The sequence below is a fragment of the Erysipelatoclostridium sp. An173 genome (genome assembly GCF_963931465.1).
Classification (GTDB): Bacteria; Bacillota_I; Bacilli_A; order Erysipelotrichales; family Coprobacillaceae; genus Thomasclavelia; species Thomasclavelia merdavium.
Map to the genome: position 1 here is coordinate 94,139 of NZ_OZ007017.1, position 15,690 is coordinate 109,828.

The window sequence follows — 15,690 nt, forward strand, 5'->3', positions numbered from 1 at the left end:
TAACAGTATATAACTGTTGTCAACTGTTATATACTGTTATATAAAAAAGACAGGGCGCTTTGCCTTGCCTTTTATTGATATATTATAAATTACGAGCAATTTCATAACTATCCCAAATAGCACCACGAATATTACGAACATCACGGCTATCTCCAACGTTGAAGACTTCAGGATAATCATATTTAATTTGATCAAATAAACTATGTTTGCTACGATAACCAATAGCTAAAACAACTTGATTGCAAGCAATAGTTTCATCATTTAAAACAACGCTATCAGCTTTGATTTCAGTAACTTGTTCATTAGCTTTGATTTTAACATCATTGAATGCTAATAAATCACGTAACATAAATTCATTCATTGGAGGTAATGGAGCACCTGATTTTAAGATATCTGGTAAAGCTTCAACAATAGTTACATGTTTACCATGTTTAGCTAAATGAAGTGATAATTCACAACCAACTAAACCACCACCGATAACAACGATATTATCTTTAGCTGGAACTTCTTCCAACATAACTTCTTGAGCTAAAACAGCATTTTCTACACCAGGAATTTTAGGGATTGCAGGGGTAGAACCTTCACCAACAAATACTGCATCTGGATGTAATTCATCAATAATTTCTTTAGTAGCAGTAGTATTTAAACGAACATCAACATTTAAATCTTCTAGCTGTTTAGTATACCAGGCAACCAAAGCTCGGTCATCTTCTTTAAAGTCAGGAACACCAGCAATATTTAAAGCACCACCTAAGCGATCTTTAGCTTCAAATAAAGTTACTTTGTGACCACGCATTGCACTAACTCTTGCAGCTTCCATTCCACCTGGACCACCACCAATAACAACTACGTTCTTTTTAGTTTCGGCTTTTTTAATACCTACTAAGAATTCACGTCCACATTCTGGGTTAACAGCACAGCTTCCTAAACCATGTTGTAATAAACGTCCAAAGCAGCCATCATGACAACCAAGGCAAGGACGAATATCTTGTTCATGACCAGTTTTAAGTTTATTAACGTAATCAGGATCAGTAAGTAAAGGTCGACCTAAGCCAACAGCATCAATAATACCTTCGTTTAATGCATTAACAGCCATTTGAGGGTCATCCATTCTTCCAGCTACCATAACTGGAACTTTAGAAACCCCTTGAATTTGTCTAGCTAATGGTAAATACATACCTTTTTCAAAATACATAGGTGGATGAGCCCAATACCATGAATCATATGTTCCAGCATCAGCATCAAATGCATCATATCCAGCATCTTGAAGAATTTTAATAGCTTCGATAGCTTCGTCAACATCACGTCCTAATTCTTCAAATTTTTCACCAGGTAAGCCACCTTGACGTAAAGCTTTGATATAACTTTTAATTGAAAAACGTAATACAACTGGGAAATCTTGTCCACATTTGTTTTTGATTTCTTGAACAATTTCAGTTGCGAAAGTTAAACGACCTTTCAAATCACCACCATACTTGTCAGTACGTTGATTAAATAGACTCATAGTAAAGCAATCTAATAAATACCCCTCATGAACAGCATGAATTTCAACACCATCGAAACCAGCTTCTTTAGCAATTAAAGCAGCACTACCGAAATCTTTAACGATCTTTTCGATTTCTTCAGTTTTTAACTCACGACATTCAACATTAGGTAACCAGCGGTTTGTAGTTTTACTTGGAGCAACGAAATTTTGAGGTGCTACAAAGTTAGGTAAAGCACTTCTTCCAAGTCCAGCAGTTAATTGCAAAAAGATTTTTGTATCATAAGCATGAACACGATCAGTCATTTCTCTTGCCATTTTAGTATAAAGATTAGGCATTTTATTTGGACAAGGGAATGAAGAAGGGGCATGAGGTTCAACATCATTATCCACCCAGTTAGCACCAGTAATGATTAAACCAACACCACCTTTAGCTCTTTCAACGTAGTATTCAACACTTTGTGGTGTATAACATTGATTTTCATCAGACATAACAGTTGTTGCCATTGGAGCCATAAAAAATTTGTTTTTAATTTCCACATTTCCAATTTTCATTGACTCAAATAAAGGCTTAAAAGCATTTTCCATAATAATTATCCTCCTACCATAATAAATATGAACTTGTTCATATTTATTATGGTAGCACTTACAACTTGTCTTTTCAACCTTATCAATGTAAAATGAAAATAATTTAAAACGGTGGGTTAAATGAGAGGGTTAAATGAAAGATACAGGAAAACAAACAAGAGCTAAGATTATTCAAGTAATTGAAGATTTAGTCAATGAAAAATCATTAGATAAGATTTCAGTTCGTGAAATTTGTCAAAAAGCAAATATTGCAGTTGGAACTTTTTATATTTACTTTTCAAGTAAAGAAGAAGCACTTTTGTATGTTTATCACCAATTAGATGAACAGTTTAAAAACTTAAAATTAGATCAAACACCACTAGAAAATATAAAGTCGATTCTTACTACTTATTATAATATGGTAGATATTGAACCATTGCGTGTTTATCGTACTTTATATAGTTGTCATTTAAATCATTATGATAATTATTATTTTGATGAAAAGCGTGATGTTTTCATTGTGTTATTTAATGAAATAGAAAAAATGGTTCAAGATAAGATGCAGGCAAAAAAAATTACCTGGCTAATATTAGATTTTTGTCGCGGACGAATTTTTAATTTTTTAATTAAATATGAAGAAAATATTGTTGAATGGATCGATGAACAAATTATTTTAACGATAGAATACTTGCATTTTTTAATTGAACGCAGGCTAAAATAAATATAGCATACGGTAAGGAGGTAAATATGTATCGATATTTAGGGTTGATTGCAATCATACCGGGGATAATTTATTTTACATTTTTTATTAGACGTTTTTTAAGAACAATATTAAATATTCATACTACACCCTTGATAGTTTTTACAATTGCTTTAATTGTTACTTTGCTTTCTTTTCCAGCAATTAATATTTTAAATTTATATGGAACTATCTATTATCACTTTTTAGTTATCATGATTATTTTAGAGTTATTAAATCTTGTTTTAAAAAGATTTAGCATTTATCAGTTTACTTTTACAAGTGGAATTTTAGGTGTGTTAGTTACGGGGATCGTGCTAGGTTATGGCTATTATAATATTAAACATGTGGTAGCTACTAATTATCAATTATCAAGTTCTAAAATAGATGATTTAAAAATTATTGAAATAGCTGATTTGCATATGTCAACTTCAATGAGTGTTAGTGAATTGGACAGTTATTGTAAAGAAATGAGTGAAGAGAATGCTGATATTGTTGTTTTGACAGGAGATATTTTTGATGAAAATACTCCCTATCAAGATATGATAGATGCAAGTAAGATACTAGGAAGTATTAAAAATAATCAAGGAATTTATTTTGTTTATGGAAATCATGAACGAGCAAATTATCAGGGGATTGAATTTACACCAGAACAGATTGCTGCTAATCTTGAAGCTAATGGAATTCAGGTTTTAAATGATGAGGTAGTCTGTTTGGATAATATAAATATTATTGGACGTAGTGATGCTAGTTTTTGGCAAACTAATAATCGCGCTTCGATGGCTGATTTGACTGCATTAATTCCAAAAGATAAAAAAGACAATTATACAATTGTTTTAGATCACCAGCCTTTAGATTTAGAAACAAACGCTACATTAAAAATTGATTTACAATTATCAGGACATACTCATGGTGGGCAGCTTTTTCCAATGCGCTTTTTTCAAACTTTAACATCAGATACTCTTGTCTATGGGCAAAGAAATATTGGTGATTTTACAGCGATTACTACTAGTGGAATTGCTGGATGGCGCTATCCAATTAAAACCGGGGCTCCAAGTGAATATGTAGTAATCAATGTTGATTAAAATAAAAAGATGATTTTATTACTTTCAATAAAATCATCTTTATTATTTATTATTTAGAAATAATTTCAACACCATCTTCAGTAACTAATAATGTATGTTCCCATTGAGCTGAAAGTGATCCATCTTCAGTGTAAACTGTCCATTCATCATCAGCATCAACAAAAACATCACGTTTACCAAGATTCAACATTGGTTCAATCGTAAAAACCATTCCTGGAACTAAAGTCACTGTTCTTTCATTTGGTTCAAAATGGAAGACATAAGGATCTTCATGAATCGCTAAACCAACACCGTGACCACAGAATTCACGAACAACACTATAATTATTAGCTTTAGCAAAAGTTTCAATAGCTTTACCAATATCACCAACACAGCTTTGATAAGGAACAATTGAAGCAATTCCGATTTCTAATGCTTTTTTAGTATCTTCAACTAGTTTTTTTGCTTCAGGACTAACATTTCCGATCATGAACATTCTTGAAGCATCAGCATAGTAACCATCTAACATAGTTGTTGCATCGACGTTGACAATATCACCTTCTTGTAAAATGATATCTTTGCTAGGAATACCATGACAAACAACATCGTTAATAGAAACACAGATGTGTTTAGGGAAACCCATGTATTGATAGTCAGCACAAGTTGCATGATATTTTTCAGTATATTCTTTAGCCATAATATCAATTTCTTCAGTTGCCATTCCAGCGTGAATATGTTCTTCGATATAGTCAAGTAAACCTGAGTTAATTGCAGCTGCTTTACGAATACCTTCGATTTGAGCTTCGTTTTTGATCATTTTTCTAGTTGGTATCTTTTTACCAGCTAATTTTAATTCTTTTAGTTTTTCATCAAATTGTAAGTGACATTTTTTATATTTTTTTTCACTCCCACACCAGCAGGGATCGTTTCTATTTATTTTCATATCTTGCCTTCTTTCTTTTAATTTAGTATAACACGTTGTTATAGACTTGCCAATTAGTCAAGACTAACATTTTTATTAATCAATGCTTCTTTTTGTTTATGGGATAATTGTTTTATAAAATATTCTCTTTTTAAAGCACTGCTTTTATCAATGAATTCTTCAAAGTAAACTAATTTTACTGGTCGTCTAGCACGGGTGTATTTAGCACCATGGCCATTATTATGAGTGGCAATTCGCTTTTTTAAATCAGTGGTCCAGCCAGTATAATAGCTATGATCATTACATTCGACAATATAAACATAATTTTTTTTCATCATCTCACCTGATAGTTATTATAACAGTAATTGCATATTTTTGATGACTAAATTATTTTTTTACGGTAAGATACAAACAATGGGGTGATATTATGGTTGATTTTAATAACTTAATAGATTTACAAATTGAAATATTTATTTTCATTATTATTGGTTATATTTTAAGAAAGTTAAACATCATTTCAAAAGAAAATCGTAAAAGTTTAACGGATTTAGTCATTAATATAATTTTACCAGCGAATATTATTTATTCTTTTATGATTGAAATGAATAGTGAAATTATTATTAGTGGTTTAGAAATACTAATTGTATCGATAGTTATTCAATTAGCTTGTCAGATTTTTGGTAAATACTTTTTTTATAAAGCTTCGCCAAGACAACAAAGCGTTTTACAGTATGGAACGATTTGTTCTAATGCGGGATTTATGGGTTCACCTTTAATCCAAGGATTATATGGCTTAGATGGCTTACTGTTTGCTTCAATATATCTAATTCCACAGCGAATTGTCATGTGGTCAGGGGGCGTGGCTTGTTTTACTAACGCTAAAGGAAAAGACGTAGTAAAAAAAGTTATTACTCATCCTTGTATTATTGCCGTAGTTATTGGGATGATTATTATGATTAGTCAAGTTCAATTACCTAATTTTCTTACTGTTTCTATTCAGTCGTTAAGTAATTGTACAATGGTTTTATCGATGCTTGTAATTGGAGGGATTTTAGCGGAAATTCGTTTTCGTGATGTAATTAGTTATTTAACTATTTATTATAGTTTTATCAGATTAATAATAATTCCACTAGTAGTTTTAGCTGGATGTACTTTGGCTTCATTACCACCATTAGTAACTTCAGTAGCTACGGTATTAGCTGGGATGCCAGCTGGTAGTACAACAGCCATCTTAGCAGAAAAATATAATGGGGATTCTAAACTGGCAGTAGAAATTGTCTTTTTATCAACCGCATTATCATTATTTACGATCCCTTTACTATGTGTAATCATTAATATGGTTATTTAGTTAGAAGATAGCAGGATATTTTTATTTGTGATAAAATAAAACAAAGGGTATATTTTGTCGATAATAAAATTTCGTTAAAATCATATAATGTGGGGGGAGAGTGATATAATGATATGCAATAATTGTGGTTATCATTTTAAAAACAGTTTGACTTGTCCGTTATGTGGACAATCGTATAAGAAAAAGAAAGTTTGTCCAGTATGTCAAAAACGGATTCATTACAATCAGATTCGTTGTAACAATTGTGGTAACCCATTGATTAAACAAAGTACAACAGATGTTTCTAAATATTATGTTAATAATCATAATTTTCCTAAAAATAATAAAACAACAGTTAGTTATAATAATCAAAAAACAACAAATAATTCCAATCAAAAAATTAGAAATGTACATACTAATAGCAAAAGTAAAACTAAAATTCCTTCTTTCCAGCCATTGGAAATGTATGATTATAAAATAGGCAATGAAGAGATAAAAAGAAGGTTTGAAGAAGCACGTAATGCCTTAAATTTTAGAAGAGATCGTCGTAAGAAAAAAACTAATAAATCAAGAATTCCTAATATTATTGCTGGACTTACTTTGTTGATTACAGTTGGTAGTTTTTTATTTGAAATACTTATTAACTTTATTGATAATGATTTTAGTTTTGAAGAAACAACAACTGAAAGAGCTGTTTTATCAGATGACTTCACTACAGCTAATATTACTGAAACAAATACACCATTAGAAAATGCTGGTAATTATAATCAAGACAATCATGTGTATTTTAATAATGACCAAATTTATTTAGGCTATGAGGATAATGTTTATGTTACTGATAATGAATTAGCAACAATTAATACATTAACAGTACCTGGTAGTACATCTTTGTATGTAGAAGGGGATAATTTATATTGTGGTTATTATGATGAATATTATTGTTATAATTTAACTAATCAAGAGGAAGTATTCTTGTTTAATAAAAATACGGTGCTGCCAATAGGTCAGGGACGATTTATCTATACTACTAATAGCAATAATGAGCTATATTTGTATAGCAATAATACCTCTACTTGTTTGTATGATGATTATACTTATGGTTTTTTCTTTGATGCAAATAGTGAGCTTGTTTATTTAGCTGATGGTGAAAAGATTCAAACAATGGATTTAAATGGTAACGTTGTTGGTGAATATTATATTAGTTGTTATTCAAACTTTTATGTTGATGGATCATTGTTGTATTATCAAAGTATTTATGGAGTTAATGTTTATAATTTAAGTGATGACAGTGAGAGTATACAAATTGAAGATTCGTTATATGAATTTACGGTTGTTGATGATGGGATTGTGTATTTAGATGATAATGAGAATTTAATGTATTATAACTTTGAAGATGAAAGTTATACTGAAATTGTTGATGGTGTTGATAGTTTTAATATCTTAGGAGAATATGTTTTATTTAACCGTTATGATAGTGGTTATAGCTGGTATATTGCTACAACTGATGGTCAAATTTGTTCGTTAGATACGTTAATGAATTAATGATATGGATTATAAAAGGCTTAGCCCATTTAGAGTTAAGTCTTTTTTTCATAAATGCAATATGGTAAAATGAAATCATTAAAAAAGTAGGTGATTTGATGATAAAATGCAAAAAATGCGGTACGGTTTTAAATGATGAAGATTTATTTTGCCCTGAATGTGGTACACCAGTAGAAAAGAGTGAGGCTGATACGAAAAACTATTGGTTAGATAAAAAAATCTGGGCTATTTTTATTGTTTTAGCTTTAATTACAGTGCCAATGCATATGTATCTTGATGATATGGAAGTTAAAAGTTCTAATGAAACTACTACTAGTGATTCTGGTAATGGCTCTGGTATTTCAGCTGAAGCAAAAGATGGTCTTTATAGTCAAGCGACAAATATCAATTATTTAGGGATTAGTTCTATCCAGAATGAAAATATTTATATTACGATCGATCAACAGTTAGTAAAATTTAATAGTGATTATTCTAGTCAGGAAGTTGTTTTAGATGGTTATTATACGGCATTTAGTGAAGATGAAAATAATTATTATTACTTAGATGCTAATAATAATTATATTAAAATGGATAAGGTTTCACGACAAGAAGATGTATTATTGATGAATGTTTATTATGTTCATAAAATTGATAATTTAGTTTATTATCAAAATGATGAAGATAATGAATCGATTCATTGTTTAGACTTAAGTAGTAATCAGGATACTAAAATTAATGATGAAGTTTCTTATTGTTTAATGGTTGATCAAAAAGAAAAACGGATTTTTTATACTAATCTAGATAATGAATTGATTTCGATATCTTTAGAAGGTAAGGATAAACAAGTGTTAGGTGAAAATACTTCTTTATATACTTATGATGGAGTGTATTTGTATTATTTAACTGATCAAGGAGTAATGCGTTGTAATCTAGATGGTGACGAGAAGCTGATTTATGAAAGTGCTAATTTGGAACTTATCAATATGATTGGTGATAAATTGATCGTTCAAGAAGATAATACACTATATCAAATGGATCGTGATGGTAAAAACGTTGAAGAAATATATACAAGTATCACTGATATGACATTTGAAGTTATCGGTGAACAATTATTAGTATTATCAACTGAAGACTATAATCAATTTTCATATCAAATTGTTAATCTTGATGGAACTAGTAAATCATTAACTGAAAATCAATCAGGATTAATAGGAAATGAGGTTTAAGTAAAAGATGAAAGTAAAAGAAATACTAGCAGCTACTGATGGTAAATTACTTAGTGGAGATAGCGAATTAGAAATTACAGGGTTTAGTCAAGATAGTCGAAAAGTAAGTAATGGCATGATGTATATTCCAATTATTGGTGAACGTTTTGATGGTCACGATTTTATACAAAGTGCTTTTGATAATGGTGCTAGTGCTATTATTACAGATCGAGTAATTGATGATAATAAACATACTGTTATCTTAGTAAAAGATACTTTAAAAGCCTTACAGGATATGGCACATTATTTAAGAAATCATCGTGATGTTATTGTCGTAGGGATTACAGGTAGTGTTGGTAAAACTAGTACCCGGGATATGGTATATAGTGTTATTAAACAACAATATCGAACATTAAAAACAGAAGGAAATTATAATAATAATATTGGTTTGCCGTTAACGATTTTAAGATTGCAAGATGAACAAGTAATGGTATTAGAAATGGGAATGAATCATCTTAAAGAGATGGAAGAATTATCATTGATAGCCAATCCTGATATAAGTGCAATTACTAATGTTGGAACGGCACATATTGGTGAGTTAGGTAGTCGTGAAAATATTTTAAAGGCTAAATTAGAGATCATTGCTGGTATGAAAGATGGCAGCACCCTTGTTATTAATAATGATAATGATATGTTATCTAAAGTACAAATTGATCGTTTGCAACTGTTAACAGTAGCAGTTGATAATGATGGTGATTTTAAAGCTGATAATGTTATTTTAAAGGACGATCATAGTGAATTTGAAATAGAATATGAAAATAAAAAATATTCTGTTTATGTACCGGTACCAGGAAAACATTTTATTTTAAATGCTTTGATTGCTATTGCGATTGGTCATAAATTAAATATAAGTATTGATAAATGTATCCAAGGGATTAAAGAATTTGAATTAACTAAAAAGAGAATGGATGTTATTGAGTTAAAAAATAAAATAACTTTAATCGATGGAACATATAATGCTAGTGAAGATTCAATGAAATCGAGCTTAGATGTACTAGCAACATATAATCGAAGAAAGGTTGCGGTTCTTGCAGATATGCTTGAATTAGGTGATTTTAGCCAAGAAATTCACCAAAGAGTAGGTGAATATGTTGCTAAAAAGAATATTGATGTTTTAGTTGCTGTCGGTAAAGAAGCTAAATATATTGTTGATGGTGCTAAAGAGATGAAAATGGATGCTATTTTCTATTGTCAAGATAATCAAGAAGTGATAAATTATTTACAGAATAATTTACAAAGTAACGATGTTGTTTTATTGAAGGGGTCTAATGGGATGAAACTCAAAGATGTCGTTACTAAAATAGAGGAGAAATTTTCATGAAACAAAAATTATTAGTTTTATGTGGCGGACAATCTAGTGAACATATTGTATCAAGAATGTCTTGTACTTCAGTTTTAAATAACTTAAATAAGGATAAATATGAATTAACATTAGTAGGAATAACTACTGATGGTAAATGGTATTATTTAGATCAAAAACAAACAGATTTAGCGAAAGATAGCTGGCTTGATAATAGCAGACCGGTTGAAGATGTTTATGGATTGCTTAAAAGTCAAGATGTGGCTTTACCAGTATTACATGGTTTATATGGTGAAGATGGAACAATTCAAGGTTTATTTGAACTTACTCAATTACCATATGTTGGTTGTAGAGTTTTAGGCTCTAGTGTGGCAATGGATAAAATCTATACTAAAAAGATTTTAGATACAGTAGGAATTCCTCAAGTAAAATCAGTGTATGTAAAAAAACGCTATGATGATAAATTAGTTGTAGTAGATCAAAATTTTGATGAAATCAGTAATGTTGAAGAATATATTGGTGAACAAATTGGGTTCCCTTGTTTTATTAAAGCTAGTCGCTCTGGTAGTAGTGTAGGGTGCTATCGCTGTGATAAACAATCAGATTTAATGGCTAAATTAATGGAAGCTGGTAAATATGATCGTCATATCGTAGTAGAAGAATGTATCGATTGTATTGAATTAGAAACAGCAGTTTTAGGTAATGATGATGTTATTGTCTCTAGAGTAGGGCAAATTATGCCACATGGTGAGTTTTATACATTTGAATCTAAATACGAAGATGAAGAAAGTAAAACTTGTATTCCAGCATTAGTTGATGAAAAGATTCAAGAACAGATTCGTCAATATGCTATTAAGGTATTTAAAGCAGTTGATGGACATGGTTTAAGTCGAGTAGACTTTTTCTTGGATAAAAAGACTAATAAAGTTTATTTAAATGAAATTAACACAATGCCTGGCTTTACAAAGATTTCAATGTATCCTCAGTTAATGGAAGATTTTGGAATAAGTTATTCTGAATTGCTTGATCGTTTAATCGTTTTAGCAATGCAAAGATAAGAACCTGCGGGTTCTTTTTTTGTATATCTATTGCTTATAAAAATGAGATAAATTTGAGATAATATATAGTATTTTATATGTTATAATATAACTGTCTTTAAAATAACTTTGGCATATTAAACAATAAAAATTATTTAAATATTATAGTAATGGAGAAAAAATATGAAATATGCCAATAAGATGTTTTTTAATAATCAAACTTATTTATCTTTAGTAACTGGTGGTGCTGTCTATGGATAATTACACAGCTACAGTTATTAATCAATCGATCATCAATAATGATTCTAAAAGTGTAAAGCTTGATGAAACCTGTAAAGTTCTTCTTAGTGATACCCAGATATTAGCACATATTTTAAAATATGTCGTTGATGAATTGCGTGATTTTACGATTGAGGAAATCCAGGAAATCATTCCAGCTAATATTAATCATGAACCGGTATTTCCAGGTAATCGAGTAGTTAAAACCAGTAATAATGAATCAATCATTCCTGGAGAAGGAATACTAAGATTTGATGTCCATTTTGAACTTGATGTTCCTAAAAGAAATAAACAAAGAGCTTGTAAGCTGCAGATCAATATCGAAGCTCAAAACAGTATCTATAATGATTATAAGATAGTAACAAGAGGGATAGCTTATACAAGCCGACTGATATCTAAGCAAGTTAAAACAGTAATTGATGGTGATAATTATCAAAAGATGCAAAAGACATATTCAATCTGGTTAATGCCTCAAGCACCGTTAAAATACGATGGAACGATCAGGATATATAGTCTACAAGAAAAGGTGGAATCAGGAATACCGTTAAAAGAAAAAGAAGCCTATGATAAGATCAAGATAGCAACGATCTATACAAGCAGTAAACATGAAATAAGCCAAAAGTATGAACAGAATGATGAATTATTAAGAGTAGTGATGTTACTGTTTGGAATGAGCGGAAGAAGTGTTCAAGAGATAAGGGGAATCTTAGAAAAAGAATATGGTTTTAAAATGAGTGATAAACTAAAGAAAGGAGTTGAAAATATGTGTAACTTAGCGCAAGGATTAATAATTGAAAATAGGGCTGTAGGTCGAGCTGAAGAAAAATATGAGATATTAATAAATCTGTTAGAACAAACCGATATTTCATTAAAGAAGATAATGAAGATAGTAGGATTGGTAAAAAAAGAAGAAGTTAAGGAAATGACAGATAGATTAGTAGAAGATTTAACTTTAAAAGAAGGTTATATAAATGGAAAACCAACTACTATAACAATAGAAAGAATAATTAATGAAAAAAGGGAACTAGTTTAATAAAACATTAGGACTAGTTCCCTTTTGATAATAAGATTAATGAGATTTTTGTCTTCTTCTAACTAGTTCGATAATTAAACCAATCGCTAAAAATGAAACAGCAGTATATAACCCTAAATTAGATTCATCACCTGTTTTAACAGCAGTATTTGCTGGCTGTTTTTCTTGGCTTGAAACAGTTTGATCAGGAGTGCTAGGTGTTTGAGTTCCAGTTTGACTATTATCTGGATTAGTGACTGTTACTTTACAAGTTGCTTGAATTTGACCGTCACTAACAGTAATTGTAGCTACTCCAGGATTGATGGCTGTAACAACATTATTATTGATGCTGACAACGTTATTGTTATCGCTTGAGAATGTTAATGTTTTATAACCATCGTAAGTTACATTTAATGTTTGGTTTTCACCAGGTTTAAGTGCTATTTCTGTTTTATCTAAAGTTAATGAATGTTGATAAGTTTCACCAGCAACTTCTACTACATTTACATCACCAGATACTTCGTTAGCGATAATTAACATTGGTTTATTAGTTGGACTATCCTTAGCGCTAACAGTACATAGTCCTTCTGGCGATACTGAACCACTAATATCATCGCTAAAATCTCTTAAATTAAGATAATCAACATAAGTAGGGTTTGTAGGATCGCTAACATCATACATCATAACGCCACCGATTCTTTCTAAACCAATAAATGCCATTATTTTACCATCAATAATCATTGTTTTAATATCTTCTGGTTCAGGTCCTTTTTTACCACTTCGATCTTCAAATGAGATATCATCATTTGAACAGTTGAAGTATTCAGGTAATAATTTAGCAGTAATTTCTTCAAATTCACCATTACTGTCACTTACCATTGTCATTGTTGAAGCATCAATGATAGAAAAAGAACGGCCACCAAATAAATATTTTTTAGATAAGTCATCAAAACCATCATAATCATCAGTATTTAAAGTTACAATTTTACTTTCTGATTCTCCATATTTTTCTTCAACTTCGTTAATGTAATCACCCCATTCACGGCTATCACCTTCATTAGCGGTTAATAAGTATGTTTTACCGTCAACTTCATATGAAGAAATACCATCAGGCATATAAATTCCTAAGAATTCATCAGTATTTGTAATATTAATTGCATCATCTTTTTTATAAAGATCGACTTTGTTATCACCGCTGCTATAATCTTTAAAACCTAAAGAATCAACTCTAGTTACTTGTTTAGTAGTTAAATCAATTGTTGCAATTGAATTAGCTTCTTGTAAAGTAACATAAGCAGTTAAACTATCATTAGAAATAGTAATATATTCTGGTTCAAAATCTACAGATGGTGCTGTATCTTTTTTTATAATGACATTATCAGCAACTAAAGCAGCACGACTTTCAGCGCTATCAAAAGCTGTAAAATCAATATCATAACTTTGATTAGTATTTGTATCTAAAGCTGTTATTGATCCTTTAGGATCGACTGTGCCAGCTTCATATCCTTGACGTGGCTCTCCTTCATTAGCAGTTAAAATTAAAGAACCGTCAGGAGAATAAGTAATCATATCTGGTTGAATACCGGCTTCATGAATACTGATTAGTTGCCCATTGGCATCAAATCTAGCAATATAACCATTTTTATCATAATCTTTATGTTGGATAGCAATGGCAATTTCTTTACCATCAGGACTAACATCAACACTAGTAATATCGCCAGCATCATTTATTCCAATTGATTCAAGAGTAACTGTTTTTGTTGCTTCTAAAGTAGTATTACTGTTTGAATTGACATTGTTTAAATTAACAATATGGACAGATTGGGTTTTACCAGAAACTAAATACATAGTTTGATTATATTTGTTGTATTTAACAATCTCAGCAACACCACCATCGCCATCTGCACCAGCATTGGTATTGTAATTAGCAATTTCATGCATCGTGTTATTAAAACTAGTACGATTATCTTGGGCATTTAATGTAGTCATTGCAGTTGAACTGATCATTGAAAGAGTTAATAGCCCAGTAAGTATTTTTGTTTTTTTCATATCATTCTCCTTTTTTATTTTTGCATTTTTTATTATATAAATTGTTTTATTTATAACTATCCAGTTAATGTAATCGGTTTATGAATTTTGTGTAAAATTTTTTTATTTATTTAGTAACTTTGCGAATTCTTTAGATAATCTATAGATATTGTGGTAGTAAAGAAAAGGTGGTTTTGTAAAATTAATGCAGGAGGAAGAAATTATGCTTAATAAAATAAAATTGGAAATTAGTTGTGTGCATTGTTTACAAAGCAGCCAAAAAGAAATTTACCCTATTATTAATGGTGTAACTGATATAAAAGCGAAAAATAGTATAATGGACGAAGAGTTATTTTTATATTACTGTCCTCATTGTGGTCATTACCAAAAGATTTTATATGAGTGTGTTTATTATGATCCGGAATTGAAATATGTTTTAGTATTAAGTCAAAATAGTCAAAAATTATTGAAGAAAATTGAACTTGATTTAACAGATTATGAGATACGCTTTGTATCTGATTTAAAGGAAATGAAAGAAAAAATTATTATTAAGGAAAAAGATTTAGATGATCGTATTATTGAAATTATGAAACATGATATTAGAACATCTTTAACAAGTAAAGCTAGTTATGATTTAGTGTTAGAAAATAATAATGGATTAGAATTTGTACTGCTTTATCCTGATAATGAAGTGATTAAAACATTTACATTTAGTAAAGAAAAATATCAAGAATATAAAAAACAATTTCATGATTTGTTGAATGAAACATATAATGTTGATGAGATGTTTGCTGCTAAAGTAATCTATAATAAACATAAACTATTTGATTATCATTAATAGGTAAAATAATAAGGATATATAAATTTAGATAAAAAGTCTAATAAATAATTAATTATCAAGGTGATAATATATTATCTGCGTTTTTTTGGAAAATGGGTTGACTTTAATAAAATATCAAGCTATCATATTGAGTAACATAACTTAAATACTTTGATAGGAACTAGTAGATAGATTGATCAAGCGTAGAGAGATCCTGGCTGGTGAAAAGGATTATTGGTTGTTTATTGAACTCATCCTTGAGTGGAGCGCTGAAATCAGTAGGTGGCTACGGAATGCAACCGTTATCTAGCAAGAGTATGAACTAT

Annotated in this window: 13 protein-coding genes and 1 other annotated feature (1 of these 14 running past the window's edge); of the genes, 9 read left to right on the forward strand and 4 right to left on the reverse strand. The window is 30.0% G+C overall.

What is annotated here, in order from left to right:
- Positions 1-82: 82 nt before the first annotated feature.
- The gene (locus ABGT36_RS00455) at positions 83-2,071 is read right to left on the reverse strand and encodes an FAD-dependent oxidoreductase (RefSeq protein WP_346676389.1); all 1,989 of its coding nucleotides are present in this window, start codon (positions 2,069-2,071) and stop codon (positions 83-85) included.
- Between the two features lie 133 nt (positions 2,072-2,204).
- Here ABGT36_RS00455 and ABGT36_RS00460 point away from each other — a divergent pair, with 133 nt between their 5' ends.
- Positions 2,205-2,771: a TetR/AcrR family transcriptional regulator gene (locus ABGT36_RS00460; RefSeq protein ID WP_346676390.1), complete on the forward strand. Its 567-nt coding sequence runs from the start codon at positions 2,205-2,207 to the stop codon at positions 2,769-2,771.
- Between the two features lie 26 nt (positions 2,772-2,797).
- The gene (locus ABGT36_RS00465) at positions 2,798-3,874 is read left to right on the forward strand and encodes a metallophosphoesterase (RefSeq protein ID WP_346676391.1); all 1,077 of its coding nucleotides are present in this window, start codon (positions 2,798-2,800) and stop codon (positions 3,872-3,874) included.
- Positions 3,875-3,923: 49 nt separating this feature from the next.
- On the opposite strand, the gene ABGT36_RS00470 is transcribed toward ABGT36_RS00465, so the two are convergent.
- Positions 3,924-4,796: a methionyl aminopeptidase gene (locus ABGT36_RS00470; protein WP_087301595.1), complete on the reverse strand. Its 873-nt coding sequence runs from the start codon at positions 4,794-4,796 to the stop codon at positions 3,924-3,926.
- A 53-nt stretch (positions 4,797-4,849) separates the two neighbouring features.
- Positions 4,850-5,110: a GIY-YIG nuclease family protein gene (locus tag ABGT36_RS00475; RefSeq protein WP_087301597.1), complete on the reverse strand. Its 261-nt coding sequence runs from the start codon at positions 5,108-5,110 to the stop codon at positions 4,850-4,852.
- A gap of 92 nt (positions 5,111-5,202) precedes the next feature.
- Between ABGT36_RS00475 and ABGT36_RS00480 the strand changes: the two genes are divergently transcribed.
- The 6 genes from ABGT36_RS00480 to ABGT36_RS00505 all read left to right on the forward strand — a co-directional run bounded on the left by ABGT36_RS00480 (position 5,203) and on the right by ABGT36_RS00505 (position 12,537).
- Positions 5,203-6,123 carry an AEC family transporter gene (locus ABGT36_RS00480; protein WP_087374400.1) on the forward strand — a complete coding sequence of 307 codons (921 nt, stop codon included), beginning with the start codon at positions 5,203-5,205 and terminating at the stop codon, positions 6,121-6,123.
- 108 nt (positions 6,124-6,231) lie between these two features.
- Complete coding sequence (locus tag ABGT36_RS00485) at positions 6,232-7,644, forward strand: zinc ribbon domain-containing protein (protein WP_346676392.1); 1,413 nt, start codon at positions 6,232-6,234, stop codon at positions 7,642-7,644.
- Positions 7,645-7,742: 98 nt separating this feature from the next.
- Positions 7,743-8,849: a DUF5050 domain-containing protein gene (locus ABGT36_RS00490; RefSeq protein WP_346676393.1), complete on the forward strand. Its 1,107-nt coding sequence runs from the start codon at positions 7,743-7,745 to the stop codon at positions 8,847-8,849.
- A gap of 7 nt (positions 8,850-8,856) precedes the next feature.
- Positions 8,857-10,209 carry a UDP-N-acetylmuramoyl-tripeptide--D-alanyl-D-alanine ligase gene (gene murF, locus ABGT36_RS00495; RefSeq protein WP_087374404.1) on the forward strand — a complete coding sequence of 451 codons (1,353 nt, stop codon included), beginning with the start codon at positions 8,857-8,859 and terminating at the stop codon, positions 10,207-10,209.
- The gene (locus ABGT36_RS00500; RefSeq protein WP_087301605.1) at positions 10,206-11,246 is read left to right on the forward strand and encodes a D-alanine--D-alanine ligase family protein; all 1,041 of its coding nucleotides are present in this window, start codon (positions 10,206-10,208) and stop codon (positions 11,244-11,246) included. Before murF ends, ABGT36_RS00500 begins: the two co-directional genes overlap by 4 nt.
- Before the next feature lie 232 nt (positions 11,247-11,478).
- The gene (locus ABGT36_RS00505) at positions 11,479-12,537 is read left to right on the forward strand and encodes a hypothetical protein (protein ID WP_346676394.1); all 1,059 of its coding nucleotides are present in this window, start codon (positions 11,479-11,481) and stop codon (positions 12,535-12,537) included.
- 36 nt (positions 12,538-12,573) lie between these two features.
- On the opposite strand, the gene ABGT36_RS00510 is transcribed toward ABGT36_RS00505, so the two are convergent.
- Positions 12,574-14,565 (reverse strand): choice-of-anchor I family protein, encoded by a 1,992-nt coding sequence (locus ABGT36_RS00510; RefSeq protein WP_346676395.1) that lies wholly within the window; start codon positions 14,563-14,565, stop codon positions 12,574-12,576.
- A 202-nt stretch (positions 14,566-14,767) separates the two neighbouring features.
- On the opposite strand from ABGT36_RS00510, the gene ABGT36_RS00515 reads away from it, so the two are divergent.
- Positions 14,768-15,382 (forward strand): CpXC domain-containing protein, encoded by a 615-nt coding sequence (locus ABGT36_RS00515; RefSeq protein ID WP_087302520.1) that lies wholly within the window; start codon positions 14,768-14,770, stop codon positions 15,380-15,382.
- Positions 15,383-15,526: 144 nt separating this feature from the next.
- Positions 15,527-15,690 (forward strand) — a binding site (T-box leader) (it continues 88 nt past the right edge of the window).

Bases quoted from the DNA above. Each gene is read 5' to 3' on its own strand.
- ABGT36_RS00455 (WP_346676389.1), bottom strand. From the start codon at position 2,071: ATGGAAAATGCTTTTAAGCCTTTATTTGAGTCAATGAAAATTGGAAAT.
- ABGT36_RS00510 (WP_346676395.1), bottom strand. From the start codon at position 14,565: ATGAAAAAAACAAAAATACTTACTGGGCTATTAACTCTTTCAATGATC.
- ABGT36_RS00485 (WP_346676392.1), top strand. From the start codon at position 6,232: ATGATATGCAATAATTGTGGTTATCATTTTAAAAACAGTTTGACTTGT.
- murF (WP_087374404.1), top strand. From the start codon at position 8,857: ATGAAAGTAAAAGAAATACTAGCAGCTACTGATGGTAAATTACTTAGT.
- ABGT36_RS00505 (WP_346676394.1), top strand. From the start codon at position 11,479: ATGGATAATTACACAGCTACAGTTATTAATCAATCGATCATCAATAAT.
- ABGT36_RS00500 (WP_087301605.1), top strand. From the start codon at position 10,206: ATGAAACAAAAATTATTAGTTTTATGTGGCGGACAATCTAGTGAACAT.
- ABGT36_RS00480 (WP_087374400.1), top strand. From the start codon at position 5,203: ATGGTTGATTTTAATAACTTAATAGATTTACAAATTGAAATATTTATT.
- ABGT36_RS00490 (WP_346676393.1), top strand. From the start codon at position 7,743: ATGATAAAATGCAAAAAATGCGGTACGGTTTTAAATGATGAAGATTTA.
- ABGT36_RS00475 (WP_087301597.1), bottom strand. From the start codon at position 5,110: ATGAAAAAAAATTATGTTTATATTGTCGAATGTAATGATCATAGCTAT.
- ABGT36_RS00460 (WP_346676390.1), top strand. From the start codon at position 2,205: ATGAAAGATACAGGAAAACAAACAAGAGCTAAGATTATTCAAGTAATT.
- ABGT36_RS00465 (WP_346676391.1), top strand. From the start codon at position 2,798: ATGTATCGATATTTAGGGTTGATTGCAATCATACCGGGGATAATTTAT.
- ABGT36_RS00515 (WP_087302520.1), top strand. From the start codon at position 14,768: ATGCTTAATAAAATAAAATTGGAAATTAGTTGTGTGCATTGTTTACAA.
- ABGT36_RS00470 (WP_087301595.1), bottom strand. From the start codon at position 4,796: ATGAAAATAAATAGAAACGATCCCTGCTGGTGTGGGAGTGAAAAAAAA.